This is a genomic window from Klebsiella sp. C349492 (assembly GCF_042055345.1).
Classification (GTDB): Bacteria; Pseudomonadota; Gammaproteobacteria; order Enterobacterales; family Enterobacteriaceae; genus Klebsiella; species Klebsiella scottii.
The window spans coordinates 77,742-103,219 of the sequence record NZ_JANQCE010000005.1 but is presented as its reverse complement, the minus strand read 5'-3'; the positions used below and the strand labels follow the sequence as shown (position 1 = coordinate 103,219).

The window sequence follows — 25,478 nt, the reverse complement described above, 5'->3', positions numbered from 1 at the left end:
GGTGTGCAATGAGCGAAATGATAACCGTCGGCGAAGCCATCGCCAGAACGCTGGAGCAGTACAACGTTGAGGCTATTTACGGCGTCATCTCTATTCACAACCTGCCGATCGCCGATGCGGTAGGCCAGCGCGGAAATATCCGCTTTGTTCCGGCGCGCGGTGAGGCCGGAACGGTCACTATGGCCGACGCCCACGGGCGCTTTTCCGGACTGGGCGTGGCGTTGACCAGCACCGGCGCGGGGGCCGGCAACGCGGTAGGGGCGCTGGTGGAGGCGATGAACGCCTGTACGCCGCTGCTGCATCTCACCGGCCAGGTGGAGAAAACCTGGCTCGATGCCGACACCGGCTTTATTCACGAAACCCGCGACCAGCTGACCTTCCTGAAGGCCAGCTCGAAGCGCGCGTACCGCATCAGCAACGCCAGCCAGGCGCTGGCTATCCTGCATAAGGCGATTCAGGAGGCGCAAACGCCGCCGTGCGGGCCGGTTTCGGTTGAAATCCCGATTGATATTCAGGGCGCTAAAATCCCGGCATCGCTGGTGACCGCCGCGCTGAAAGCGGCCCCGGCTGCGGCTGCCGATAGCGCCGCCGTCGATGCGCTGTGGGCGCAGCTCAGGCAGGCTAAACGGCCGCTGCTGTGGCTGGGCGGCGGAACAATAGGCAGCGCGGCGGCGGTGAAAAAACTGGCCGATGCCGGAATGACCGTGATCTCCAGCACCCACGGCCGCGGCGTGCTGCCGGATAGCCATCGCGCCAGCCTGCGCGCGTTCCACAATTCGCCGTCCGTTGAAGCGCTGATGGCGCAATGTGACTTTACCCTGGTGGCGGGCTCGCGCCTGCGCAGCAACGAAACCCGCTCCTGGACCCTGGAGCTGCCGTCGCCAAGGGTGCAGATTGATATCGATCCGGCGGCGGCCAGCCGTAACTATCTGATGGATAACACGCTGATCGCCGACTGTGCCACTTTGCTGGCGGCGCTGGCGGAAAAAGCGCAGGGGCGTGAATGGGGTAATGTCCAGTGGGATGCGCAGGTCAAAGAGGCGGTCGCGCTGGCGGATAGCGGGCTGCGCGAGCAGTGCGGCGCCTACGCGCAGCTGAACGACGCCATTGCGCAGGCGCTGCCTGACGACGGGATCCTGGTGCGCGATATCACCGTTTCCGGCAGCCTGTGGGGGAGCCGTCTGTTCCGCGCCCACGGCCCGTTAATGAACATCCATTCGCTGGCCGGGGCGATTGGGATGGGATTGCCGATGGCGATCGGCACGGCGATTGCCAACCCGCAGCGTAAGGTTGTCGGCCTCGTCGGCGACGGCGGGCTGAGCCTGAATCTGGGGGAGCTGGCGACCCTGGCGCAGGAAAAAGCTAACGTCACTCTGCTGATTATGAACGACGGCGGCTACGGCGTGATGCGCGGGATTCAGGATAAGTATTTCGGCGGCCGCCAGTATTACAACGAGCTGCATACCCCGGATTTCACGCTGCTGGCGCAGGCCATCGGCCTGCAGGCGTGGAGCGTTGAGCGGGCGGAGGATTTCCAGGCGGTGATGACCGAAGCGCTGGCGATGCCGGGGCCGTCGGTGGTGGAGATCAAAATGGGAGAGATTGGCGCCCTGCGCTTTGCCGGGCCGCCGCAGAAAACGCTGTATTAAGTCGTTCCCCCTCTCTGGCGCGTGCAGAGAGGGGCGCCGGGATTATTTAATGCCGTCCGCCTTCATGCGATCGCGGATGTGCTGAGCGCGCTCCTGCGATGCCGGGTGATCGTCAAACATGGTGCTTTGACGCCCGGCTTCCAGTTTAGCCAGCTTCTCGAAGCTGGTGGCCAGTCCCGACGGATTGATCCCGCGCTTACGCAGCAGATCGTAGGAGTAGTCGTCCGCTTCGGACTCCTGGCGCTGGGAGAACTGCGAGTTCACCAGCTTTTCGCCCAGAGCGCCCAGCTGAGACTGCGACAGGCTGCCGACGATACCGCCCGCCGACGCGGCGGCGGCGCGAACGGCGTTGGTGCCGAGCGCCACCTGCATGCCTTTCTTCACATGACCCAGCGCGACGTGGCCCATTTCGTGGCCGATAACCGCTTCCACTTCGTTATCGTTCATGATGTCCATCAGGCCGCTATAGACGCGGATGCAGCCGTTAGCCATCGCAAACGCGTTGACGTCTTTGGTTTCATAGACTTTGTAGTTGACCGGCTGGCCGTTGATATTGTCGCCCAGCGCGGCGGCGATTTTATTCAGACGCTTGCTGTATTCGCTGCCGGCCGGCGAAAGGGTAGCCTTGCTATCCATCTCTTTACAGGCCTGGTCGCTGAGGGTTTTGACCTGCGCGTCGCTCAGAGAATAAGCCTGAAAAGCTTCGGCGCCGGAGCTGAGGAGGGCGTTGGAGTCCATGTTCTGACATCCGGTAAGGGTTGCTGCAATCCCAAGGGCAAGAATAGTTGAGCGAATTTTCATTTTTATCTTCCACAATCTTACGATTTTTTGTCTGAAAAAGGCGACGATAAGCATGTCGCATCCTGCACAAATTATAAAGAGTATTGCGTGATACGGGCGAGAGGATTCCGGGGCAGCACAACGTGTTCCGGAGATTTCTTAAACCACAAAAGGATGCTCCATGTACATGCTTTGTCGCTTGGGTTACATTGTTGACACTTTTTTCTGGCGTAGCCCAAAACGCGCTCTCGTCAAGTCGTTAAGGGTATGGCCTTCAACAGTCCGAACTGGAGTCAAAATGTCCTCACGTAAAGAGCTTGCTAACGCTATTCGTGCGCTGAGCATGGACGCGGTACAGAAAGCCAAATCCGGCCACCCGGGTGCCCCGATGGGTATGGCTGACATTGCCGAAGTCCTGTGGCGTGATTTCCTGAATCATAACCCGAACAACCCGACCTGGGCCGATCGCGACCGCTTCGTGCTGTCCAACGGCCACGGCTCGATGCTGATTTACAGCCTGCTGCATCTCACCGGTTATGACCTGCCGATTGAAGAACTGAAAAACTTCCGTCAGCTGCACTCCAGAACCCCGGGCCACCCGGAAGTCGGCTACACCGCCGGCGTTGAAACCACCACCGGCCCGCTGGGCCAGGGGATTGCCAACGCGGTCGGGATGGCGATTGCCGAAAAAACCCTGGCGGCGCAGTTCAACCGTCCGGGCCACGATATCGTTGACCACTTCACCTACGCCTTCATGGGCGACGGCTGCATGATGGAAGGCATTTCTCACGAAGTGTGCTCCCTGGCCGGTACCCTGAAGCTGGGCAAGCTGGTGGCGTTCTATGACGACAACGGCATCTCCATCGACGGTCACGTTGAAGGCTGGTTTACCGACGATACCGCTAAACGTTTCGAAGCCTACGGCTGGCACGTGGTGCGCGGCGTGGACGGCCATGACGCCGACGCCATCAAACGCGCGGTGGAAGAAGCGCGCGCGGTGACCGACAAACCGTCCCTGCTGATGTGCAAAACCATCATCGGCTTCGGTTCGCCGAACAAAGCCGGTACCCACGACTCCCACGGCGCGCCGCTGGGCGACGCGGAAATCGCGCTGACCCGCGAGGCGCTGGGCTGGCATCACCCGGCGTTTGAAATCCCGTCTGACATCTACGCGCAGTGGGATGCAAAAGAAGCCGGTCAGGCAAAAGAAGCGTCCTGGAACGAGAAGTTCGCGGCCTACGCCAGCGCCTTCCCGCAGGAAGCGGCTGAATTCACCCGTCGTATGAAAGGCGAGATGCCGGCCGACTTCGGCGCGAAAGCGAACGAGTTCATTGCGAAGCTGCAGGCTAACCCGGCGAAAATCGCCAGCCGTAAAGCGTCGCAGAATGCGATTGAAGCCTTCGGCCCGCTGCTGCCTGAATTCCTCGGCGGCTCAGCTGACCTGGCTCCGTCGAACCTGACTATCTGGTCCGGCTCGAAGGCGATTAACGAAGACACCGCGGGTAACTACATCCACTACGGCGTGCGTGAGTTCGGGATGACCGCGATTGCCAACGGTATCTCCCTGCACGGCGGTTTCCTGCCGTACACCTCCACCTTCCTGATGTTCGTGGAATATGCCCGTAACGCGGTGCGTATGGCGGCGCTGATGAAACAGCGTCAGGTGATGGTCTACACCCACGACTCCATCGGTCTGGGCGAAGACGGCCCGACGCACCAGCCGGTCGAGCAGGTGGCTTCCCTGCGCGTGACGCCGAACATGAGCACATGGCGTCCGTGCGACCAGGTGGAATCGGCGATTGCGTGGAAATACGGCGTGGAGCGTCACGACGGCCCGACGGCGCTGATCCTGTCGCGTCAGAACCTGGCGCAGCAGGAACGTACGGAAGAGCAGCTGGCGAACGTCGCCCGCGGCGGCTACGTGCTGAAAGATTGTGCCGGCCAGCCGGAGCTGATCTTCATCGCCACCGGTTCAGAAGTTGAGCTGGCGGTTGCCGCGTGGGACCAGCTGTCTGCGGAAGGGGTGAAGGCGCGGGTAGTTTCCATGCCGTCCACCGATGCTTTCGACAAGCAGGATGCGGCGTACCGTGAATCGGTGCTGCCGAAAGCGGTTTCGGCTCGCGTGGCGGTGGAAGCGGGTATCGCCGACTACTGGTTCAAATACGTGGGCCTGAACGGCGCTATCGTCGGCATGACGAGCTTCGGCGAGTCTGCGCCGGCCGAGCTGCTGTTCGAAGAGTTCGGCTTCACCGTTGAGAACGTTGTCGCTAAGGCGAAAGCGCTGCTGTAGTTCTGAGCAACGCGCGCCGCGACGCGAGTATAAGAATGAGCCGGGCTAACGCCCGGCTTTTTTGTTGCTGTTATTCCCGATGCTCGTCATGAAGCTGCATATTATTCCAGTGAAAATGTGATGTAGGTCAGATTACAGGCTTCTTGTGCTGGACAAGCATTCCTTTTATTCCTCGTTTGGCTTATTCTAGCTGAAGCGTTTCAGTCGTCTAAATGTTCGACAATTAATCAATCAGTCGCAGTTTGCGACGGGTAAGGTTTCCCTCCGGGCGTTGCTGGATTACTCTGTCAGCCACCTCACATCAGGGATAACCTTGCAGGAGACCTATGACCATACGCATTGCGATTAATGGCTTCGGTCGCATAGGACGCAACGTGGTTCGCGCTTTATATGAATCCGGGCGTCGTGCGGAAATTACCGTGGTGGCAATCAACGAGCTGGCGGATGCTGCGGGCATCGCGCACTTGTTGAAATATGACACCAGCCATGGGCGCTTTGCCTGGGACGTTCGCCAGGAGCGAGAGCAGCTTTACGTTGGCGATGACGTCATTCGCCTGCTGCACGAAGCTTCAATAGAGGCGCTACCCTGGCAAGAGGTGGCGGTTGATATCGTACTTGATTGTACCGGGGTTTACGGCAGTCGTGAGCATGGCGAAGCCCATCTTCAGGCTGGGGCGAAGAAAGTCATCTTTTCGCATCCCGGGGGTAACGATCTCGATGCCACCGTCGTGTTCGGCGTTAACCATGATGAGCTACGTGCAGAGCACCGTATTGTCTCCAACGCCTCCTGCACCACCAACTGCATTATTCCGGTCATTAAACTGCTAGATGATGCCTACGGCATTGAGTCAGGGACGGTAACGACGATCCACTCCGCCATGCACGATCAGCAGGTTATAGACGCCTATCATCCGGATTTACGCCGTACGCGTGCGGCCAGTCAGTCAATTATTCCGGTTGATACTAAACTTGCGGCGGGGATCGCGCGTATTTTCCCTCAGTTTAACGACCGTTTTGAAGCGATTGCGGTTCGTGTACCGACGATAAATGTGACGGCGATCGACCTGAGCGTAACGGTGAAAAAACCGGTAAAGGCTAGTGAAGTCAACCAGTTGCTGCAAAAAGCAGCGCAGGGAACATTTCATGGTATAGTTGACTATACGGAATTACCGTTAGTCTCGACAGATTTTAACCACGATCCGCACAGCGCCATCGTTGATGGCACCCAGACGCGGGTGAGTGGAGCGCATTTGATCAAAACGTTGGTCTGGTGCGATAACGAATGGGGCTTTGCTAACCGGATGCTCGACACGACGTTAGCGATGGCCGCTCAAGGTTTCAGGTAAGACTTACCGTGTACGGAATCTTCAGGTTGCGTCGAGGCGGCAGCTGAATGAATCCCAGGCGTTTACAAAGTAGGTGACTGGGGTGAGTGGGGCAGCCAGCGAAGAGGCAGCTTGCAGGATGAAGCGCATGGCGTCTGCAAAACTTTATGAATCAAATTGAGAGGATTCACCATGTCTGTAATTAAGATGACCGATCTGGATCTGGCTGGTAAACGCGTTTTTATCCGTGCCGATCTGAACGTACCAGTTAAAGACGGTAAAGTAACCAGCGACGCGCGTATTCGTGCTTCTCTGCCGACCATTGAGCTGGCTCTGAAGCAGGGCGCTAAAGTGATGGTCACTTCTCACCTGGGTCGTCCGACCGAAGGCGAGTACAACGAAGAATTCTCTCTGCTGCCGGTTGTTAATTACCTGAAAGACAAACTGTCCAGCCCGGTACGTCTGGTTAAAGATTACCTGGACGGCGTTGAAGTTGCCGCCGGTGAACTGGTTGTTCTGGAAAACGTTCGCTTCAACAAAGGCGAAAAGAAAGACGACGAAGAGCTGTCTAAAAAATACGCCGCGCTGTGCGACGTGTTCGTTATGGATGCATTCGGCACCGCCCACCGTGCCCAGGCTTCTACCCACGGTATCGGTAAATTTGCCGACGTAGCCTGCGCCGGCCCTCTGCTGGCTGAAGAGCTGGACGCGCTGGGTAAAGCGCTGAAAGAGCCGGCTCGCCCGATGGTTGCCATCGTCGGTGGTTCTAAAGTTTCCACTAAGCTGACCGTTCTGGACTCCCTGTCTAAAATCGCTGACCAGCTGATTGTCGGTGGCGGTATCGCCAACACCTTCGTCGCCGCTCAGGGCCACAACGTCGGCAAATCCCTGTACGAAGCTGACCTGGTTGACGAAGCTAAGCGTCTGCTGACTACCTGCGACATCCCGGTTCCGACCGACGTTCGCGTAGCGACTGAATTCTCCGAAACTGCGACCGCAACCCTGAAATCTGTTAACGACATCAAAGATGAAGAGCAGATTCTGGACCTCGGCGACGTTTCCGCGCAGAAGCTGGCTGATATCCTGAAAAACGCCAAAACCATTCTGTGGAACGGCCCGGTCGGCGTGTTCGAGTTCCCGAACTTCCGTAAAGGGACTGAAATCGTGGCTAACGCCATCGCCGACAGCGAAGCTTTCTCCATTGCAGGCGGCGGCGATACCCTGGCTGCAATTGACCTGTTTGGCATCTCGGACAAAATTTCCTACATCTCTACTGGCGGCGGCGCGTTCCTCGAATTCGTGGAAGGCAAAGTACTGCCAGCAGTAGCAATGCTCGAAGAGCGCGCTAAGAAGTAAGTTTGTACAGGCGGGTAACACCGCCTGTTTTTCAAATTCTATTCAATTGTCGCTCTAAATAATTCGCGTTGCCGGAAGGCAGCGACACGGCGAACCCCGGCGGCTTACGCAAGTTAGCGGCGGCGGTAAGCGAGAAGAGCCAACGCACTGGCAGCACGAATTGTGACGAGCAGAAACGGCCGAAGATACAGGACTACGTAACATGTCTAAAATTTTTGATTTCGTAAAACCTGGCGTGATCACTGGTGATGACGTTCAGAAAGTGTTCCAGGTAGCTAAAGAGAATAACTTCGCACTGCCAGCGGTTAACTGTGTGGGTACTGACTCCATCAACGCCGTTCTGGAAGCAGCTGCAAAAGCTAAATCTCCGGTTATCGTTCAGTTCTCTAACGGCGGCGCTGCGTTCATCGCGGGCAAAGCGGTTAAAACCGACGTTCCTCAGGGTGCGGCAATCCTGGGCGCTATCTCTGGCGCGCATCACGTTCACCAGATGGCTGAACACTACGGCGTGCCGGTTATTCTGCATACCGACCACTGCGCGAAGAAACTGCTGCCGTGGATCGACGGTCTGCTGGACGCGGGTGAAAAACACTTCGCCGCTCACGGCAAACCGCTGTTCTCTTCCCACATGATTGACCTGTCCGAAGAGTCCCTGCACGAAAACATCGAAATCTGCTCTAAATACCTGGCGCGCATGGCCAAACTGGACATGACCCTGGAAATCGAACTGGGCTGCACCGGCGGCGAAGAAGACGGCGTGGACAACAGCCACATGGACGCTTCTGCCCTGTACACCCAGCCGGAAGACGTTGATTACGCGTACACTGAACTGAGCAAGATCAGCCCGCGTTTCACCATCGCTGCTTCCTTCGGTAACGTACACGGCGTGTACAAACCAGGCAACGTGGTTCTGACCCCAACTATCCTGCGCGACTCTCAGGAATATGTTTCTAAGAAACATAACCTGCCGCACAACAGCCTGAACTTCGTCTTCCACGGCGGTTCCGGTTCTTCTGCTCAGGAAATCAAAGACTCCGTAAGCTACGGCGTGATCAAAATGAACATCGATACCGATACCCAATGGGCAACCTGGGACGGTATCCTGCAATACTACAAAACTAACGAAGCTTACCTGCAGGGCCAGCTGGGCAACCCGAAAGGCGAAGACCAGCCGAACAAGAAATACTACGATCCGCGCGTATGGCTGCGCGCTGCTCAGACGTCCATGGTGACTCGTCTGGAGCAGGCATTTAAAGAGCTGAACGCGATCGACGTTCTGTAAGAAAATTCCGTTTCTTACCCTGAAGCCCGCTTAATTGCGGGCTTTTTCGTTTCTACTCAAAAGGATATTCCAGGGAGAAACTGTGATCGGCTTGGCAAAATACGTGCTTATTGTTTACCCTTAACCTACCTGCCGTTTTGCAGGCCTGGTTTTTTATTTCCCGCCCGGGTATTTATAAGGAATGTTAAATGGAAGATTTGAACGTTGCCGATAGCATACACAACGCCAGCTCATGGCTGGTGCGTAATCAGGAGCTGCTCCTGAGCTATGCCGTCAACATCGTCGCGGCGATCGCGATTATTATCGTCGGGATGATCGTGGCGCGCATGGTGTCGAACACGGTTAATCGTCTGATGCTGGCGCGTAAGATTGATGCCACCGTTGCCGATTTTCTTTCCGCGCTGGTGCGCTACGCCGTTATCGCCTTTACCCTGATTGCCGCCTTAGGCCGCGTAGGCGTGCAGACGGCGTCGGTGATTGCCGTACTCGGTGCCGCCGGTTTAGCCGTTGGTCTGGCGCTGCAGGGCTCGCTGTCTAACCTCGCCGCTGGCGTGCTGCTGGTGATGTTCCGCCCGTTCCGCGCGGGTGAATACGTCGATCTCGGCGGCGTGGCCGGTACAGTGCTGAACGTGCAGATTTTCTCCACGACCATGCGTACTGCCGATGGCAAAATTGTGGTGATCCCGAACGGTAAAATTATCGCCGGTAATATCATTAACTTTTCGCGTGAGCCGGTTCGCCGCAACGAATTTATTATTGGCGTTGCCTACGATGCCGATATTGATAAAGTGAAACAGCTGCTGACCAATATTATCGAATCAGACGATCGTATCCTGAAAGATCGTGAAAGGACCGTACGCCTGAATGAGCTGGGCGCGTCGTCGGTTAACTACGTGATCCGCGTCTGGAGCCAGAGCAGCGATCTGCAAAGCGTTTACTGGGATGTTCTGGAGCGTATCAAACGCGACTTTGATGCCAACGGCATCAGCTTCCCGTACCCGCAGATGGACGTGCACGTTATCCGTCCGCAGGAGCAGGCGGAGTAGCTCAGCGCCAGCAATAACCTAAGGCCAGCACCTGCTGGCCTTTATTGTATCTGTATTATTAGTCTGGCTTATTAATGATTAATATTATCAATTTCCTCTAATGATTTGTTCGCGCTATATTCACCTGCATTAACGACCTCATCGGAAAAACCACTATGTTATCGTATTACTTTCAGGGGCTTGCCCTGGGAGCGGCTATGATTTTGCCGCTTGGCCCGCAGAATGCGTTTGTAATGAATCAGGGGATTCGCCGCCAGTATCATCTGATGATTGCGCTGCTGTGCGCCATTAGCGATCTGCTGCTGATCTGCGCCGGTATCTTTGGCGGCAGCGCGCTGCTGATGCAGTCGCCGTGGCTGCTGGCGCTGGTAACCTGGGGCGGCGTGGCCTTCCTGTTATGGTATGGTTTCGGCGCGCTGAAAACGGCTTTTAGTAACAATCTGGAACTGGCGAGCGCGGAGGTGATGAAGCAGGGGCGCTGGAAAATTATTGTCACCATGCTGGCGGTAACCTGGCTGAATCCGCACGTCTATCTCGATACTTTCGTGGTGCTCGGCAGCCTGGGCGGGCAGCTGGCGGTTGAGCCGAAGCGCTGGTTTGCGCTCGGCACCATCAGCGCCTCGTTCCTGTGGTTCTTCGGCCTGGCCCTGCTGGCGGCCTGGCTGGCGCCGCGTTTACGCACCGCCCGGGCGCAGCGGATCATTAACGTGCTGGTTGGCCTGGTGATGTGGCTGATCGCCGTCCAGCTGGCCAAAGACGGCTTTTTACACGTACAGGCGCTGGTCAACCAGGCTTAGTCCGATGGACTTTTCGCTTATACGCGTTAAGCTTGCTGGCATGCGTCCGTATATGGGCGACCAATGTAGATGGAGAAACGACAGTGAAGTTAAAGCTCATGGCCCTGGCGGCAGCGATCGGATTCAGCTCAATGGCAGCTCAGGCAAATGAATTGCCAAATGGCCCCCACATTGTGACTTCGGGGACCGCCAGCGTTGCTGCGGCGCCCGATATTGCGACCCTGGCAATTGAGGTCAACGTTGCCGCGAAAGATGCCGCATCGGCGAAAAAGCAGGCCGATGACCGCGTTGCGCAATACCTCTCTTTCCTGGAAAAGAACGGCATCGCCAAGAAGGATATCAACTCCGCGAACTTACGCACCCAGCCTGACTATGATTACCAGAATGGCAAAAGCATCCTGAAAGGCTACCGTGCCGTGCGCACTGTCGAAGTGACGTTGCGCCAGCTGGACAAGCTTAACGGTCTGCTGGACGGCGCGTTGAAGGCCGGTCTGAACGAAGTTCGCTCCGTATCGCTGGGCGTTGCGCAACCGGATGCCTATAAAGATAAGGCGCGTAAGGCGGCGATCGACGACGCCGTGCACCAGGCTCAGGAGCTGGCTGCCGGCTTCCATAGCAAGCTGGGCCCGGTTTATAGCGTTCGCTACCATGTCTCGAACTATCAGCCGAGCCCGATGGTTCGCATGATGAAAGCCGCCGATGCCGCGCCGGTTTCCGCCCAGGAAACCTACGAGCAGGCGACGATTCAGTTTGACGATCAGGTGGATGTGGTCTTTGAGCTGCAGCCAGCCCAGCCAGCCCAGCCAGCCCAGCCAGCCCAGCCGGCGGCGCCGGAGAAACCGGCCGCCGCGGCGCAGTAAGCCAGATGCAAAAAAGCCACTTCAGCTGAAGTGGCTTTTTTTATGCCCGGCGTTTAGTCCTGGCGCAGCACCTTGTGACCGTAGGCAATCAGCGCATCGGTGACCCGGCGCATCATCCGGCTTTCCGGCGCGAAACGATGCCAGTAGAGCATCCGGCGCTGGAACAGGCCCGGCGTTAAATCGATAAGCTCGCCGCTGTTCAGCTCTTTCTCAATCTGCAGATGCGGGATCATACAGCAGGTGGTGCCCTGACGGGCGAGCTGCACAAAGGCCTCCGATGAGTTAACGATATGACAAGGCACGCTGCCCGGCGGCAGATCGAAGTTCTGCTGCAAAAACGCCTGGTGCATGTCGTCGAGATGATCGAAGGCCACCACCGGCGCTTTGAGCAATGCCGAGCGGGTTACGCCATTGGGAAAATAGCGTTGCGCAAACTCTTTCGAGGCGACAAACAGGTAGTCCAGCGCCCCGAGCTGATCGACCAGGCAGCTTGGCAGCGCCTGCGGCTGAATACTGACCGCCCCGACAACCTCGCCGCGGCGCAGGCGCTCCTGGGTGCGGGTTTCGTCTTCCACCTGCAGGTTCAGGCGAATAGGGGAGTCGGAAAGCACGCTGGAGAGCGCCGGCAGCAGCCAGGTCGCCAGACTGTCGGCGTTCACCGCCAGCGACAGCAGCAGCGGCGTGGATCCGGTTTGCTCATCGCCCAGCCACTCTTCTTCCAGCAGCTCAACCTGGCGCAGCAGGGCCAGCAGCTTCTGCCCCTGCTCGGTAGGACGCGGCGGTACGGTACGCACCAGCAGCGGCTGGCCGAACATGTTTTCCAGCTGTTTAATACGCTGAGAGACGGCGGACTGTGTAATGCATAGCTTCTGCGCGGCGCGCTCAAACCCACGTTCTCTTATCACCGCGTCCAGCGCTTGTAGTGTTCTGTAGTCCGGTCGTTTCATTGCTCTGGCGTACCCCCATAACTTTTCATTAACTTGCACTATGACATAAATTTCTTTTTGATGAAGACGAAAATAGTCTGCTCAGATGTGTGATCCCCGTCGCAGGGACAATAACACCCCCGATGTTCTATAATGCGCCTCAGGTATTCACATCTCGGACCATAATCATGACGCAAGATGAACTGAAAAAAGCAGTAGGCTGGGCGGCATTGCAGTATGTACAGCCGGGCACCATCGTCGGTGTCGGCACCGGCTCCACGGCCGCGCATTTTATTGATGCGCTGGGCACAATGAAAGGGCAGATCGAGGGTGCCGTTTCCAGCTCCGATGCCTCCACCGAAAAACTGAAAAGCCTTGGTATTCCGGTTTTCGATCTCAATAGCGTCGACCGTCTGGGAATTTACGTTGACGGCGCCGATGAGATCAACGGCCATATGCAGATGATTAAAGGCGGCGGCGCGGCGTTGACCCGCGAGAAGATTATCGCCTCGGTTGCGGACAAGTTTATCTGTATCGCCGACGCCTCCAAGCAGGTCGATATCCTCGGCAAATTCCCGCTGCCGGTAGAAGTTATTCCTATGGCTCGTAGCGCCGTGGCGCGTGAACTGGTGAAGCTCGGCGGCCGTCCGGAGTACCGCCAGGGCGTGATCACCGATAACGGTAACGTTATCCTCGACGTTTTCGGCCTCGAAATCCTCGACGCGATCGCGCTGGAAAATGCCATTAACGGTATCCCTGGCGTAGTGACCGTGGGGCTGTTTGCCAACCGTGGCGCCGATGTCGCGCTGATCGGCACCGCCGATGGCGTTAAAACCATCGTAAAATAATCCGCTCGGAGGGAGCGCGAATCGCTCCCTCGCAAATATTTTTTCTCCAGGCTGAATTTGGTGACTTCTGTCACATTTATGCAACTAGCCTGAGTAACAATCTACCTTTCTTTCCCTTTCTGGTTTTTTGTCCTGCTATTTCCCTCTGAGTGATATTTCTTCAGGACGTCGACGCAAACGTTCATATTGCCGCGATAGTTTTTTTTGATATGTTGCTGGGATGAAGTGTCGTTCCGCACGACATCAGATAAGACAAAAACAGGACGGGGAAATGGCTAAGGTATCACTGGAAAAAGACAAGATTAAGTTTCTGCTGGTTGAAGGTGTGCATCAAAAAGCGGTGGATAACCTCCGCGCTGCAGGCTATACCAACATTGAATTTCACAAAGGCGCGCTGGATAGCGAAGCGCTGAAAGCATCGATCCGTGATGCCCATTTCATTGGCCTGCGCTCCCGTACTCATTTGACGGAAGAGATTTTCGCTGCCGCAGAAAAACTGGTCGCCGTCGGCTGCTTCTGTATCGGAACCAATCAGGTTGATTTGGACGCTGCGGCCAAACGCGGTATCCCCGTTTTTAACGCCCCGTTTTCTAACACCCGCTCCGTTGCCGAACTGGTCATTGGCGAGCTGCTGCTGATGCTGCGCGGCGTCCCTGAAGCTAACGCCAAAGCGCACCGCGGCGTGTGGAACAAACTGGCGGTCGGCAGCTTTGAAGCGCGTGGCAAAAAGCTGGGTATTATCGGCTACGGCCATATCGGTACGCAGCTGGGCATTCTGGCCGAATCGCTGGGGATGCACGTCTATTTCTATGATATTGAAAGTAAACTCACGCTCGGTAACGCCACCCAGGTGCAGCATCTCTCCGACCTGCTGAACATGAGCGACGTGGTGAGCCTGCACGTGCCGGAAAATGCCTCCACCAAAAATATGATGGGCGCGGAAGAGCTGGCGCTGATGAAGCCTGGCGCGCTGCTGATCAACGCCTCTCGCGGCACCGTGGTCGATATCCCGGCCCTGTGCGATGCGCTGGCAAGCAAGCATCTGGCAGGCGCGGCAATTGACGTCTTCCCTACCGAACCGGCGACCAACAGCGATCCGTTCACCTCGCCGCTGTGCGAGTTCGACAACGTGATCCTGACGCCGCATATCGGCGGCTCTACCCAGGAAGCGCAGGAGAACATCGGTCTGGAAGTGGCGGGCAAGCTGGCGAAGTATTCCGACAACGGCTCAACCCTTTCTGCGGTTAACTTCCCGGAAGTGTCGCTGCCGCTGCACGGCGGCCGCCGTCTGCTGCATATCCACGAAAACCGTCCGGGCGTACTGACCGCAATCAACCAGATCTTTGCCGCTCAGAGCATCAACATCGCGGCGCAGTATCTACAAACCACCCCGCAGATGGGCTATGTGGTTATCGATATTGAAGCCGAAGAGGATGTGGCGCAGCAGGCGCTGCTGGCAATGAAGGCGATTCCGGGCACCATCCGCGCGCGTCTGTTGTTCTAATCTTTTTGCGACTGGCGGGCCGGCTAGCGGCCTGCCTGAATCAGCTTAAAGCGTCATCCGCGTCGGTTAACCCGGCGCTTTACCAGCTCCAGGTTTTCGACGGCGTAACCACCGCGGGCAGCGGGATATCCCACTGCTCCGTCGGCAGCGCGTCGACCTGCTGGCAGTCGTGGGCGTAGCCGACGGGCTGCAGATGATACTGCCGCCAGTTTTGCAGCGTCCTGTCGTAAAATCCCCCACCCATTCCCAGGCGCTGACCGAGCGCGTCAAAGGCGACCAGCGGCGTAATCAGCACATCAAGCTGGGACAGCGGCAGAACGTCGCGCACGTCAAGCTGTGGCTCGTGAATTTTCAGGCGGTTTATCACCAGATCGCTTTGCGGATGGTAGTGCAAAAACAGCAGGTTTCCCGGGCTGAAAGGGTGGAGCACGGGGAGATAGACGCGTTTTCCCGCCCGCCACAGCTGTTCAATCAGCGGTTGGGTATCCAGCTCGCCGTCAAATGAAAGAAACAGCGCGACGGTTCGCGCGAGGGTCACCGGCGGATAGGCCATCATGCGGTTCGCGCCAAGCCCGGCGAAGCGTGCCTGCTGTTCAGGCGTCAGCGCGCGTCGAAGCTGGCGGATGTGTTGGCGAATCTGCTGTCGGGTTGAGCGGGTATCAGAAATTTGGGTCATGATAGATCGCCTGATTTGGCATTATCACGTCACGACGTGAGCCGGTTATGCATGTAGGCGTAGTGTAATACACAGAAGGTGAAATGCTGAAAGCGAAGTCGTGCGAAATGAAGCGCTAAAAGAAGGGAATCTCCGAGATGCCGCCGCAGGCTGTAACCCTTGAACCCTTGGTTCAAGGTGAATGCGTCGTCACAGTTTTAAGGCTTCTCGGACGAACCGAGCATGCTCACCAACCGTGGAGCGCCACATTCTTGTGGTATGAAATATCGGCTCAGGGGACTGGCCCGCTTGCAAACATCTCAGAGAAATTTTGTTCTTGCGATTACTCTAACACAGTTAATTGCAAAGTGTTATTCAAACTTCGGCCCGGTTCTTTCGCTTATGCGACCTTGCTCAAGCAACGCTTGTTCGATGGTCTGCTGAAGCATCCGAATACGCTGTTCCATACTGGAGGCGTAGTCGCGGGTTTTCGCTTTTTCCTGAGTTAACTCATAGCTGATGTTCAACGCGGCGATGAAGACCAGCTGCTCAGTATTTGTGACTCTAGTGCGTTCTTTTAAATCTTGCAACCGCTGATTCAGGTCGTCAGCTGCCTGACTCAAGGCATCCCTTTGTTCAGGCGGGCAATTCACGCGGAGTGAACGGCCAAAAATTTGGAGATCGACGGGTTGTGCAGACATGCCACCTTCCTGCTGATTGACTGCGCGGCCTTCACGCCCATACCCCGGGCTACGAAGGGGCGACACTATAGCTACCCTGATGCGAAGGTACAAGCCCTATTCTGGTTCACCAGGGTCCAAAGTGGTAGCATATCATGAATATTCCTCCCAACGATGACGAATGCGCATGTCTATACAGAACGAAATGCCTGGTTACAACGCCGTAGACCAGTTACTGAACCAACAGGGCGTGGGCTTAACCCCGGCCGAAATGCACGGTTTGATCAGCGGTATCCTGTGCGGCGGCAATAAAGACAGCAGCTGGCAGCCGCTGGTGCATGACCTGACTAACGAAGGTCTCGCGTTTGGCCACGAGCTGGCGCAGTCTCTGCGCAACATGCATTCCGCAACCAGCGACTCGCTGGAAGACGATGGCTTTCTGTTCCAGCTCTATCTGCCGGAAGGGGATAGCGTGACCGTATTTGAACGCGCCGATGCGCTGGCCGGTTGGGTTAACCACTTCCTGCTAGGCCTTGGGGTGACTCAGCCGAAGCTCGATAAAGTCAAAGATGAAACCGGCGAAGCTATCGACGATCTGCGCAACATTGCGCAGCTGGGCTACGACGAAGACGAAGACCAGGAAGAGCTGGAGATGTCGTTAGAAGAGATTATCGAGTACGTACGCGTTGCCGCGCTGCTGTGCCATGAAACCTTCTCGCGCCAGCAGCCAACCGCACCAGAAGTACGCAAGCCGACACTACACTAATTACAATTTGTTGAGGGGGCGTCATGACACAGCAGGAATTTCTTTCTCGTCGCCAGGCTCTGTTAGCGCAGATGCAGCCAGGCAGCGCGGCGCTCATTTTCGCCGCGCCGGAAGCGGTACGCAGCGCAGATTCAGAATATCCCTACCGGCAGAACAGCGATTTTTGGTACTTCACAGGCTTCAATGAGCCTGAAGCCTTGCTGGTGTTGATTAAAAGCGACGAGACCCATAACCACAGCGTGCTGTTTAACCGCGTCCGCGATCTGACGGCGGAAATCTGGTTCGGCCGTCGCCTTGGGCAGGACGCCGCGCCCTCGAAGCTCGGCGTCGATCGCGCTCTGGCATTCAGCGAAATTAACCAGCAGCTGTACCAGCTGCTGAACGGCCTTGACGCCATCTATTTTGCGCAGGGCGAATATGCCTACGCCGATAAAATCGTCTTCACGGCGCTGGAAAAGCTGCGTAAAGGCTCGCGCCAGAACCTGCAGGCGCCAAATTCCGTCATCGACTGGCGGCCGATAGTGCATGAGATGCGCCTGTTCAAATCGCCAGAAGAGCTTGATGTGCTGCGCCGCGCCGGAGAAATTTCCGCGCTGGCCCACACCCGGGCGATGGAAAAATGTCAGCCGGGGATGTACGAATATCAGCTGGAAGGCGAAATCCTTCATGAATTCAACCGCCACGGCGCCCGCTTCCCTTCCTATAACACCATCGTTGGCGGCGGTGACAACGGCTGCATTCTGCATTACACCGAAAACGAGTGCGAGCTGCGCGATGGCGATCTGGTGCTGATCGATGCCGGCTGCGAATACCGCGGCTATGCGGGCGATATCACGCGCACCTTCCCGGTGAACGGCAAATTTAGTCCGGCCCAGCGCGAGATTTATGACATTGTCCTCGAATCGCTGGAAACCGCGCTGACGCTCTATCGCCCGGGAACCTCTATTCAGGAGGTAAATCAGAAAGTCGTGCGGATAATGGTCGTCGGCCTGGTACGCCTCGGCATCCTTAAAGGGGATGTTGAAGAGCTGCTGGCTAACAATGCGCACCGCCCGTTCTTTATGCACGGCCTGAGCCACTGGCTGGGGCTGGACGTGCATGATGTCGGAAACTACGATGTCGACCGCTCGCGGGTTCTCGAACCGGGCATGGTGCTGACCGTTGAGCCGGGGCTGTATATTGCGACGGACGCCGACGTGCCGCCGCAGTATCGCGGTATCGGTATCCGCATCGAAGACGATATTGTGATAACCGCTGACGGCAATGAAAATCTGACCGCCGGAGTGGTGAAAAGCGCGGACGACATCGAAGCGCTGATGGCCGCGGCACAGCGATCATGAGCGTGCTGATCGTTGGCGGCGGAATGACCGGCGCGACCCTGGCCCTGGCTATCTCCCGGTTGACCGACGGCGCGCTGCCGGTTCATCTGGTGGAAGCGGCGGCGCCGGACTCCTCGCAGCATCCTGGATTTGACGCCAGGGCGATTGCGCTGGCGGCAGGCACCTGCCAGCAGCTGGCGCGCGTCGGTATCTGGCAGGAGATCGCCGACTGCGCGACGCCGATTCAGCGCGTGCACGTCAGCGACCGCGGCCACGCGGGGTTTGTCACTCTGGACGCGCAGGACTATGGCCTGGCGGCGTTGGGCCAGGTCGTCGAGCTGCACGACATCGGCCAGCGCCTGTTTGCGCAACTGCGCGATGCGCCGGGTATTACTTTGCACTGTCCGGCAAAAGTAGAAAACGTCAGCCGATGGGAGGAGGGCGTCAGCATCACGCTGGACAGCGGCGAAACGATCGACGGCAGGCTGCTGGTGGCGGCGGACGGATCGCGCTCGACGATCGGCGCCCGCTGCGGTATCAGCTGGCAGCAGCAGCCCTATCAACAGCTGGCGATTATTGCCAACGTCAGCACCGCTTTGCCCCACGAGGGGCGCGCCTTTGAGCGGTTTACCGAGCACGGTCCCCTGGCGATGCTGCCGATGTCGCAGGGCCGCTGCTCGCTGGTGTGGTGCCATCCTCAGTCACGGTATGACGACGTCCTGAGCTGGTCTGATGAACGTTTTTGCCACGAGCTGCAGCAGGCGTTTGGCTGGCGGCTGGGGCGTATTACCCACGCCGGGGCGCGCAGCGTTTATCCGCTGGCGCTAACCACCGCCACCCGCGCGGTTTCCCATCGCCTGGCGCTGGTCGGCAACGCGGCGCAGACGCTGCATCCCATTGCCGGGCAGGGGTTTAACCTTGGCCTGCGGGATGTGATGAGCCTGGCTGAAACTGTGGCCCAGGCCAGCGGCCGCGATCCCGGCGATTATGCTTTGCTTGACCAGTATCAGGCGAGGCGAGCGGATGATAAGTCCGCCACTATCGGCGTGACCGATGGCCTGGTTCATCTGTTTGCCAACCGCTGGGCGCCGCTGGTAGCGGGGCGCAACGTCGGCCTGATGGCGATGGAATTATTTACTCCGGCGCGCGATGCGCTGGCGCAGCGTACCCTCGGTTGGGTCCCCCGTTAAGGAGTTGAACGTGCAAAGTGTTGATGTGGCCATTGTGGGCGGTGGCATGGTGGGGCTGGCGGTGGCCTGCGGATTGCAGGGCAGCGGGCTGCGCGTAGCCGTACTTGAGCAGGCTGAACCACAGCCGTTGAGCGCCGATGCGCGGCCAGCGCTGCGGGTCTCAGCGATTAACGCCGCCAGCGAGAAGCTCCTGAGCAAGCTTGACGTCTGGCCAACAATTATCGCCCGGCGCGCCAGCTGCTATCACGGTATGGAAGTGTGGGATAAAGACAGCTTTGGCCGCATCAGCTTTGATGACCAGAGCCTGGGCTTCAGCCACCTCGGGCACATTATTGAAAATGCGGTCGTTCACCACGCGCTGTGGCAAAAGGCGCAGCGCTGTTCTGACGTCACGCTGCTGGCCCCGGCGCAGCTGCAGCAGGTCGCATGGGGTGAGAACGAAGCGTTTCTCAGCCTGCAGGACGGCAGCATGCTGACCGCCCGGCTGGTGGTCGGCGCCGACGGCGCCAACTCCTGGTTGCGCAACAAAGCCGATATTCCGCTGACCTTCTGGGACTATCGCCATCACGCGCTGGTGGCCACTATCCGCACCGCAGATCCGCATCAGGCTATTGCGCGCCAGGCCTTCCACGGCGACGGTATCCTCGCCTTCCTGCCGCTCAGCGATCCGCACCTGTGCTCTATCGTCTGGTCGCTATCGCCGCAGGAAGCGGAGCAGATGCAGCAGGCGGATGAGGCGGCGTTTAATCAGGCGCTGAGTATTGCCTTCGATAACCGCCTTGGCCTGTGCCAGCTTGAGAGCGAGCGCGAAGTGTTCCCGCTCACCGGCCGCTATGCGCGCCAGTTTGCCGCCCATCGGCTGGCGCTGGTTGGCGATGCCGCTCACACCATCCACCCGCTGGCCGGGCAAGGGGTGAACCTGGGCTTTATGGATGCCGCAGAGCTTATCGATGAGGTCCGGCGCCTGCATGCCCAGGGCAAGGATATTGGCCAGCATCTGTATCTACGTCGCTATGAGCGCAGCCGCAAGCACAGCGCCGCGCTGATGCTGGCGGGGATGCAGGGCTTTCGCGAAATGTTTGCCGGCAGCCATCCGGCGAAGAAGCTGCTGCGCGATATCGGTCTCAAGCTGGCCGATACGCTGCCGGGCGTGAAGCCGCAGCTGATCCGCCAGGCGATGGGGCTAAACGACCTTCCGGCCTGGTTACGTTAAGCGCGTCACACTTCTCTCTCCCGGCCCTCGCGCCGGGTTTCCCCCTCTCATTTGAAATAATCTAATCTCACCCGTTTTTTCGCATTAGTTTTATTAATGCCTCTCTTTTTTTGTGAAAGAAATCAGGCCCGTTTATTCGCATAAAATATCATCATCACCTGCTTTGTTCTTTTGTTATGTTAATTTTATGTGGCATAAATCGCTTTTTGCCAGTCAATAATTCTGTAGAGTTTTCGGCGAGATTTGGTCATAAGCTAATGTGATGTCCTGATTTACCTTATGGTTTAACGCCGGTTTCGGTGGTAAGTTCAGGCAAAAGGTAACGTTTGCGTCGGCGCCAGCGAAGGGCGTCGATGCCGGATTTCGCGGGGCGAAATCGCCGCCAAAAAAAGTAGCTGGTTCCGTTTTATTCGACGAGGAAAAGATGGCTCAACAGACTCCGTTGTATGAACAACACACGCTGTGCGGCGCTCGCATGGTGGACTTCCACGGCTGGATGATGCCGCTGCACTATGGTTCCCAGATTGATGAGCACCACGCGGTGCGCCGCGATGCCGGCATGTTCGACGTCTCGCACATGACCATCGTCGACTTCCACGGTAGCCGGGTTCGCGAGTTCCTGCGCTATCTGCTGGCTAACGATGTGGCGAAGCTCACCGTCCCGGGCAAAGCGCTATACAGCGGAATGCTGACCGCTTCGGCGGGCGTTATCGATGACCTGATTGTCTATTTCCTGACGGAAGACTATTTCCGCCTTGTGGTTAACTCCGCGACGCGCGAAAAAGACCTCGCCTGGATCGGCCAGCAGGCTGAACCTTATGGCCTGGAGATAACCGTGCGCGACGATCTGGCGCTGATCGCCGTTCAGGGGCCGCAGGCGAAAGAGAAAGCCGCCACCCTGTTTAACGAGCAGCAGCGCCAGGCCGTCGCAGGCATGAAGCCGTTCTTTGGCGTGCAGGCGGGGGAGTTATTTATTGCCACCACCGGCTATACCGGCGAGGCGGGCTATGAGATTGCGCTGCCGAAAGAGCAGGCCGCAGATTTCTGGCGCAGCCTGCTGGACGCGGGCGTGAAGCCCTGCGGCCTCGGCGCTCGCGATACGCTGCGTCTGGAAGCCGGGATGAATTTGTACGGCCAGGAGATGGACGAAGGCGTCTCCCCGCTGTCGGCAAATATGGGCTGGACCATTGCCTGGGAACCTGCCGATCGCAACTTTATTGGTCGTGAGGCGCTGGAGCTGCAGCGTGAAAAAGGCACCGAGCAGCTGGTTGGCCTGGTGATGACCGAGAAGGGCGTGCTGCGCGGCGGTCTGCCGGTGCGCTTTACCGACGCTGACGGTAATCAGCAAGAGGGTATTATCACCAGCGGGACGTTCTCCCCTACGCTGGGCTACAGTATTGCACTGGCACGCGTACCGGCAGGCATCGGTGAAACGGCCGTCGTACAGATCCGCAACCGCGAAATGCCGGTAAAAGTGACTAAACCCGTTTTTGTTCGTAACGGCAAAGCCGTTGCGTGATTCCCCCTTTTGGAGATGAATTGATGAGCAACGTACCAGCAGAACTGAAATACAGTAAAGAACACGAATGGCTGCGCAAAGAAGCCGACGGCACCTACACCGTTGGCATCACCGAGCACGCGCAGGAGCTGCTTGGCGATATGGTTTTCGTCGATCTGCCGGAAGTCGGGACGGCCGTTGACGCCGGCGATGACTGCGCCGTTGCGGAATCGGTAAAAGCGGCCTCGGATATTTATGCCCCGATTAGCGGCGAGATCCTTGCGGTGAACGAAGAGCTGAACGACTCCCCGGAGCTGATTAACAGCGAACCGTACGCCGCTGGCTGGATTTTCAAAATCAAAGCCAGTGATGAAGCTCAGGTCGCGGCGCTGCTGGACGCGACGGCCTACGCCGCGCTGTTAGAAGACGAGTAAGTACCTCCATCCTTCACGCCGCAGGCTTTTGTCAGCACCAGGGGTGTCGCTGCCCGCCGCGTGAATGATTTTGCGTATTAAAGCCCGGCGAGCATTAGTGCTCCACCGGGCGAACCAGTCAGACAATTACGATTCACTGCACGTTTCAGGAACCATCGCTCATGACTCAGACTGTAGGTCAGCTTGAAAACCGCGGCGCCTTTATTGAACGTCACATCGGTCCGGATGCTCAGCAACAGCAGGAGATGCTGAAAACCGTTGGCGCCGATTCGCTTAACGCCCTGATTGGCCAGATTGTGCCGCAGGATATTCAGCTGGCAACGCCGCCGCAGGTCGGCGATGCGACGACGGAATTCGCCGCTCTCGCGGAACTGAAGGCGATCGCCGGGCGTAACAAGCGCTTTAAGTCTTACATCGGCATGGGCTACACCGCCGTGCAGCTGCCGCCGGTTATTCAGCGCAATATGCTGGAAAACCCGGGTTGGTATACCGCGTATACCCCTTATCAGCCGGAAGTGTCGCAGGGCCGCCTGGAATCGCTGCTGAACTTCCAGCAGGTCACGCTCGATCTGACCGGGCTGGATATCGCCTCCGCCTCGCTGCTGGATGAAGCAACCGCCGGCGCAGAAGCGATGGCGATGGCGAAGCGCGTCAGCAAGCTGAAGAACGCGAACCGCTTCTTTGTGGCTGCCGACGTGCATCCGCAAACGCTGGACGTAGTGCGCACTCGCGCGGAAACCTTCGGCTTTGATGTTATCGTCGATGACGCGGAAAAAGCGCTCGATCATCAGGACGTTTTCGGCGTGCTGCTGCAGCAGGTCGGTACTACCGGCGAAGTGCACGATTACTCAGGCCTGATTGCCGAGCTTAAAGCGCGCAAGGTCGTGGTGAGCGTCGCCGCCGACTTTATGGCGCTGGTGCTGCTGACCGCTCCGGGCAAGCAGGGGGCCGATATCGTCTTCGGCTCCGCCCAGCGTTTCGGCGTGCCGATGGGCTACGGCGGTCCGCACGCGGCCTTCTTTGCAGCAAAAGATGAATTCAAACGCTCCATGCCTGGCCGTATTATCGGCGTATCGAAAGATGCCGCCGGCAACACCGCGCTGCGCATGGCGATGCAGACCCGCGAGCAGCATATCCGCCGCGAGAAAGCGAACTCCAATATTTGTACTTCCCAGGTGCTGCTGGCCAACATCGCCAGCCTGTATGCGGTCTTCCACGGACCCGCTGGCCTGAAGCGTATCGCCAGCCGCATCCATCGCCTGACGGATATTCTGGCCGATGGCCTGCAGAAGAAAGGGCTCAAGCTGCGCCACGCGCACTACTTTGACACCCTGTGCGTCGACGTTGCCGACAAAGCCGCGGTGCTGGCGCGCGCCGAGGCGCTGGAAATTAACCTGCGCAGCGACATTCACAACGCGGTCGGCATCACCCTTGATGAAGCGACCACCCGCCAGGATGTGCTGAACCTGTTCCGCGCGATCCTTGGCGACGCGCACGGGCTGGATATCGATGCGCTGGACAAAGACGTGGCGCTCGACAGCCGTTCGATCCCTGCCAGCATGCTGCGCGACGATGCGATCCTGACCCACCCGGTATTTAATCGCTACCACAGCGAAACCGAGATGATGCGCTACATGCACTCGCTGGAGCGTAAAGATCTGGCGCTGAATCAGGCGATGATCCCACTGGGATCCTGCACCATGAAGCTTAACGCCGCGGCGGAAATGATCCCGATCACCTGGCCTGAGTTTGCCGAGCTGCACCCGTTCTGCCCGGCGGAACAGGCGGAAGGCTACCATCAGATGATCGCCCAGCTCTCCGACTGGCTGGTGAAGCTGACCGGCTATGACGCCGTCTGCATGCAGCCGAACTCCGGCGCCCAGGGGGAATATGCGGGCCTGCTGGCGATTCGCCACTACCACGAAAGCCGCAATGAAGGCCATCGCGATATCTGCCTGATCCCAAGCTCGGCGCACGGCACCAACCCGGCATCCGCGCAGATGGCAGGGATGCAGGTAGTGGTGGTGGCCTGTGATAAAAACGGCAACATCGATCTCGCGGATCTGCGCCTCAAGGCGGAGCAGGCGGGGGAAAATCTCTCCTGCATCATGGTGACCTACCCGTCAACGCACGGTGTTTACGAAGAGACCATCCGCGAAGTGTGCGAGATTGTGCACCGCTTCGGCGGCCAGGTTTACCTCGACGGCGCGAACATGAACGCTCAGGTGGGGATCACCTCTCCGGGCTTTATCGGCGCGGACGTGTCGCACCTCAACCTGCATAAAACCTTCTGCATCCCGCACGGCGGCGGCGGCCCGGGCATGGGCCCAATCGGCGTGAAGGCGCATCTGGCGCCGTTCGTGCCGGGCCACAGCGTGGTGCAAATTGAAGGCATGCTGACCCGTCAGGGCGCGGTTTCCGCGGCACCGTTCGGCAGCGCTTCTATTTTACCTATCAGCTGGATGTATATCCGCATGATGGGCGCGGAAGGGCTGAAGCAGGCCAGCCAGGTGGCGATCCTCAACGCTAACTACATTGCGACGCGCCTGAAAGAGGCTTTCCCGGTGCTCTATACCGGCCGCGACGGTCGCGTGGCGCACGAATGTATTCTGGATATTCGTCCGCTGAAGGAAGAGACCGGCATCAGCGAGCTGGATATTGCCAAGCGTCTGATCGACTTTGGTTTCCATGCGCCGACGATGTCCTTCCCGGTGGCCGGTACGCTGATGGTTGAGCCGACCGAATCGGAAAGCAAAGTTGAGCTGGACCGTTTTATCGAGGCGATGCTGGCGATTCGCGGCGAGATCGACCGCGTGAAAGCGGGCGAGTGGCCGCTGGCGGATAACCCGCTGGTTAACGCCCCGCACACCCAGGGCGAGCTGGTTGCCGAATGGGACCATCCGTACACCCGCGAGCTGGCGGTGTTCCCGGCAGGCCTGGCGAACAAATACTGGCCGACGGTGAAGCGTCTGGACGATGTTTACGGCGATCGTAACCTGTTCTGCTCCTGCGTTCCGCTGAGCGAATATCAGTAATTAGCTGATTAGACTATCTTTTAAA

The 25,478-nt window shown here is 58.0% G+C and carries 21 protein-coding genes and 1 other RNA gene; 17 read left to right on the top strand and 5 right to left on the bottom strand.

The genetic code is table 11. The features are described 5' to 3' along the window. Nucleotides 1-8: 8 nt before the first annotated feature. On the top strand, nucleotides 9-1,649 hold the full coding sequence (locus tag NWP14_RS18280) for a thiamine pyrophosphate-binding protein (protein ID WP_375215784.1): 1,641 nt from the start codon (nucleotides 9-11) through the stop codon (nucleotides 1,647-1,649). A gap of 42 nt (nucleotides 1,650-1,691) precedes the next feature. Here the strand turns inward: NWP14_RS18280 and NWP14_RS18275 are convergent, their stop codons facing one another. Continuing rightward, nucleotides 1,692-2,450, bottom strand: coding sequence for a M48 family metallopeptidase (locus NWP14_RS18275; protein ID WP_095100098.1), 759 nt, complete (start codon nucleotides 2,448-2,450; stop codon nucleotides 1,692-1,694). A gap of 277 nt (nucleotides 2,451-2,727) precedes the next feature. Between NWP14_RS18275 and tkt the strand changes: the two genes are divergently transcribed. From tkt to NWP14_RS18240, 7 genes are all read left to right on the top strand, one after another. Further along, the gene (tkt, locus tag NWP14_RS18270) at nucleotides 2,728-4,719 is read left to right on the top strand and encodes a transketolase (RefSeq protein WP_375215783.1); all 1,992 of its coding nucleotides are present in this window, start codon (nucleotides 2,728-2,730) and stop codon (nucleotides 4,717-4,719) included. A gap of 326 nt (nucleotides 4,720-5,045) precedes the next feature. Then, nucleotides 5,046-6,065, top strand: coding sequence for an erythrose-4-phosphate dehydrogenase (gene epd, locus NWP14_RS18265; RefSeq protein ID WP_375215782.1), 1,020 nt, complete (start codon nucleotides 5,046-5,048; stop codon nucleotides 6,063-6,065). Between the two features lie 171 nt (nucleotides 6,066-6,236). Next, nucleotides 6,237-7,400, top strand: a complete 1,164-nt coding sequence (gene pgk, locus NWP14_RS18260) for a phosphoglycerate kinase (protein WP_095099270.1) — start codon at nucleotides 6,237-6,239, stop codon at nucleotides 7,398-7,400. A gap of 202 nt (nucleotides 7,401-7,602) precedes the next feature. Further along, nucleotides 7,603-8,682 (top strand): class II fructose-bisphosphate aldolase, encoded by a 1,080-nt coding sequence (gene fbaA, locus NWP14_RS18255; RefSeq protein ID WP_045857123.1) that lies wholly within the window; start codon nucleotides 7,603-7,605, stop codon nucleotides 8,680-8,682. A gap of 188 nt (nucleotides 8,683-8,870) precedes the next feature. Beyond that, nucleotides 8,871-9,728, top strand: coding sequence for a small-conductance mechanosensitive channel MscS (mscS, locus tag NWP14_RS18250; protein ID WP_095099267.1), 858 nt, complete (start codon nucleotides 8,871-8,873; stop codon nucleotides 9,726-9,728). A 155-nt stretch (nucleotides 9,729-9,883) separates the two neighbouring features. Next, nucleotides 9,884-10,525 (top strand): arginine exporter ArgO, encoded by a 642-nt coding sequence (gene argO / locus NWP14_RS18245; protein WP_095099264.1) that lies wholly within the window; start codon nucleotides 9,884-9,886, stop codon nucleotides 10,523-10,525. A gap of 83 nt (nucleotides 10,526-10,608) precedes the next feature. Then, the gene (locus tag NWP14_RS18240; RefSeq protein WP_331850452.1) at nucleotides 10,609-11,385 is read left to right on the top strand and encodes an oxidative stress defense protein; all 777 of its coding nucleotides are present in this window, start codon (nucleotides 10,609-10,611) and stop codon (nucleotides 11,383-11,385) included. A 53-nt stretch (nucleotides 11,386-11,438) separates the two neighbouring features. Here the strand turns inward: NWP14_RS18240 and argP are convergent, their stop codons facing one another. Beyond that, entirely contained in the window at nucleotides 11,439-12,332 is an 894-nt protein-coding gene (gene argP, locus NWP14_RS18235; RefSeq protein WP_041147167.1) for a DNA-binding transcriptional regulator ArgP, read from the bottom strand. A 167-nt stretch (nucleotides 12,333-12,499) separates the two neighbouring features. Between argP and rpiA the strand changes: the two genes are divergently transcribed. Together rpiA and serA are read left to right on the top strand one after the other, a co-directional pair. Further along, nucleotides 12,500-13,159, top strand: coding sequence for a ribose-5-phosphate isomerase RpiA (rpiA, locus tag NWP14_RS18230; RefSeq protein WP_045857130.1), 660 nt, complete (start codon nucleotides 12,500-12,502; stop codon nucleotides 13,157-13,159). A gap of 271 nt (nucleotides 13,160-13,430) precedes the next feature. Next, nucleotides 13,431-14,663 (top strand): phosphoglycerate dehydrogenase, encoded by a 1,233-nt coding sequence (serA, locus tag NWP14_RS18225; protein ID WP_045857132.1) that lies wholly within the window; start codon nucleotides 13,431-13,433, stop codon nucleotides 14,661-14,663. 79 nt (nucleotides 14,664-14,742) lie between these two features. Here serA and NWP14_RS18220 read toward each other — a convergent pair whose 3' ends face one another. From NWP14_RS18220 to zapA, 3 genes are all read right to left on the bottom strand, one after another. Continuing rightward, nucleotides 14,743-15,339, bottom strand: a complete 597-nt coding sequence (locus tag NWP14_RS18220; RefSeq protein WP_095099257.1) for a 5-formyltetrahydrofolate cyclo-ligase — start codon at nucleotides 15,337-15,339, stop codon at nucleotides 14,743-14,745. A gap of 125 nt (nucleotides 15,340-15,464) precedes the next feature. Next, a non-coding RNA gene (gene ssrS / locus NWP14_RS18215) (6S RNA) lies at nucleotides 15,465-15,648 on the bottom strand. A gap of 41 nt (nucleotides 15,649-15,689) precedes the next feature. Beyond that, nucleotides 15,690-16,019, bottom strand: coding sequence for a cell division protein ZapA (gene zapA, locus NWP14_RS18210; RefSeq protein WP_041147162.1), 330 nt, complete (start codon nucleotides 16,017-16,019; stop codon nucleotides 15,690-15,692). A gap of 166 nt (nucleotides 16,020-16,185) precedes the next feature. On the opposite strand from zapA, the gene NWP14_RS18205 reads away from it, so the two are divergent. The 7 genes from NWP14_RS18205 (at nucleotide 16,186) to gcvP (ending at nucleotide 25,453) form a co-directional block, all read left to right on the top strand. Continuing rightward, nucleotides 16,186-16,764 (top strand): YecA family protein, encoded by a 579-nt coding sequence (locus tag NWP14_RS18205; protein WP_346430684.1) that lies wholly within the window; start codon nucleotides 16,186-16,188, stop codon nucleotides 16,762-16,764. Between the two features lie 23 nt (nucleotides 16,765-16,787). After that, a complete protein-coding gene (pepP, locus tag NWP14_RS18200) occupies nucleotides 16,788-18,104 on the top strand; it encodes a Xaa-Pro aminopeptidase (protein ID WP_095099251.1) in 1,317 nt (438 codons plus the stop codon). Then, a complete protein-coding gene (ubiH, locus tag NWP14_RS18195) occupies nucleotides 18,101-19,273 on the top strand; it encodes a 2-octaprenyl-6-methoxyphenyl hydroxylase (protein ID WP_375215781.1) in 1,173 nt (390 codons plus the stop codon). Before pepP ends, ubiH begins: the two co-directional genes overlap by 4 nt. 10 nt (nucleotides 19,274-19,283) lie before the next feature. Continuing rightward, on the top strand, nucleotides 19,284-20,486 hold the full coding sequence (gene ubiI, locus NWP14_RS18190) for an FAD-dependent 2-octaprenylphenol hydroxylase (protein ID WP_375215780.1): 1,203 nt from the start codon (nucleotides 19,284-19,286) through the stop codon (nucleotides 20,484-20,486). Between the two features lie 424 nt (nucleotides 20,487-20,910). Next, complete coding sequence (gene gcvT / locus NWP14_RS18185; protein WP_375215779.1) at nucleotides 20,911-22,005, top strand: glycine cleavage system aminomethyltransferase GcvT; 1,095 nt, start codon at nucleotides 20,911-20,913, stop codon at nucleotides 22,003-22,005. Between the two features lie 23 nt (nucleotides 22,006-22,028). After that, nucleotides 22,029-22,418, top strand: a complete 390-nt coding sequence (gene gcvH, locus NWP14_RS18180) for a glycine cleavage system protein GcvH (RefSeq protein ID WP_095099238.1) — start codon at nucleotides 22,029-22,031, stop codon at nucleotides 22,416-22,418. 161 nt (nucleotides 22,419-22,579) lie between these two features. Next, entirely contained in the window at nucleotides 22,580-25,453 is a 2,874-nt protein-coding gene (gcvP, locus tag NWP14_RS18175; RefSeq protein ID WP_375215778.1) for an aminomethyl-transferring glycine dehydrogenase, read from the top strand. Nucleotides 25,454-25,478: the final 25 nt, after the last annotated feature.

Coding starts and splice junctions, on each gene's coding strand:
- NWP14_RS18280 (WP_375215784.1), top strand. CDS start 9: ATGAGCGAAATGATAACCGTCGGCGAAGCCATCGCCAGAACGCTGGAG.
- NWP14_RS18275 (WP_095100098.1), bottom strand. CDS start 2,450: ATGAAAATTCGCTCAACTATTCTTGCCCTTGGGATTGCAGCAACCCTT.
- tkt (WP_375215783.1), top strand. CDS start 2,728: ATGTCCTCACGTAAAGAGCTTGCTAACGCTATTCGTGCGCTGAGCATG.
- epd (WP_375215782.1), top strand. CDS start 5,046: ATGACCATACGCATTGCGATTAATGGCTTCGGTCGCATAGGACGCAAC.
- pgk (WP_095099270.1), top strand. CDS start 6,237: ATGTCTGTAATTAAGATGACCGATCTGGATCTGGCTGGTAAACGCGTT.
- fbaA (WP_045857123.1), top strand. CDS start 7,603: ATGTCTAAAATTTTTGATTTCGTAAAACCTGGCGTGATCACTGGTGAT.
- mscS (WP_095099267.1), top strand. CDS start 8,871: ATGGAAGATTTGAACGTTGCCGATAGCATACACAACGCCAGCTCATGG.
- argO (WP_095099264.1), top strand. CDS start 9,884: ATGTTATCGTATTACTTTCAGGGGCTTGCCCTGGGAGCGGCTATGATT.
- argP (WP_041147167.1), bottom strand. CDS start 12,332: ATGAAACGACCGGACTACAGAACACTACAAGCGCTGGACGCGGTGATA.
- rpiA (WP_045857130.1), top strand. CDS start 12,500: ATGACGCAAGATGAACTGAAAAAAGCAGTAGGCTGGGCGGCATTGCAG.
- serA (WP_045857132.1), top strand. CDS start 13,431: ATGGCTAAGGTATCACTGGAAAAAGACAAGATTAAGTTTCTGCTGGTT.
- NWP14_RS18220 (WP_095099257.1), bottom strand. CDS start 15,339: ATGACCCAAATTTCTGATACCCGCTCAACCCGACAGCAGATTCGCCAA.
- zapA (WP_041147162.1), bottom strand. CDS start 16,019: ATGTCTGCACAACCCGTCGATCTCCAAATTTTTGGCCGTTCACTCCGC.
- NWP14_RS18205 (WP_346430684.1), top strand. CDS start 16,186: ATGTCTATACAGAACGAAATGCCTGGTTACAACGCCGTAGACCAGTTA.
- pepP (WP_095099251.1), top strand. CDS start 16,788: ATGACACAGCAGGAATTTCTTTCTCGTCGCCAGGCTCTGTTAGCGCAG.
- ubiH (WP_375215781.1), top strand. CDS start 18,101: ATGAGCGTGCTGATCGTTGGCGGCGGAATGACCGGCGCGACCCTGGCC.
- gcvT (WP_375215779.1), top strand. CDS start 20,911: ATGGCTCAACAGACTCCGTTGTATGAACAACACACGCTGTGCGGCGCT.
- gcvH (WP_095099238.1), top strand. CDS start 22,029: ATGAGCAACGTACCAGCAGAACTGAAATACAGTAAAGAACACGAATGG.
- gcvP (WP_375215778.1), top strand. CDS start 22,580: ATGACTCAGACTGTAGGTCAGCTTGAAAACCGCGGCGCCTTTATTGAA.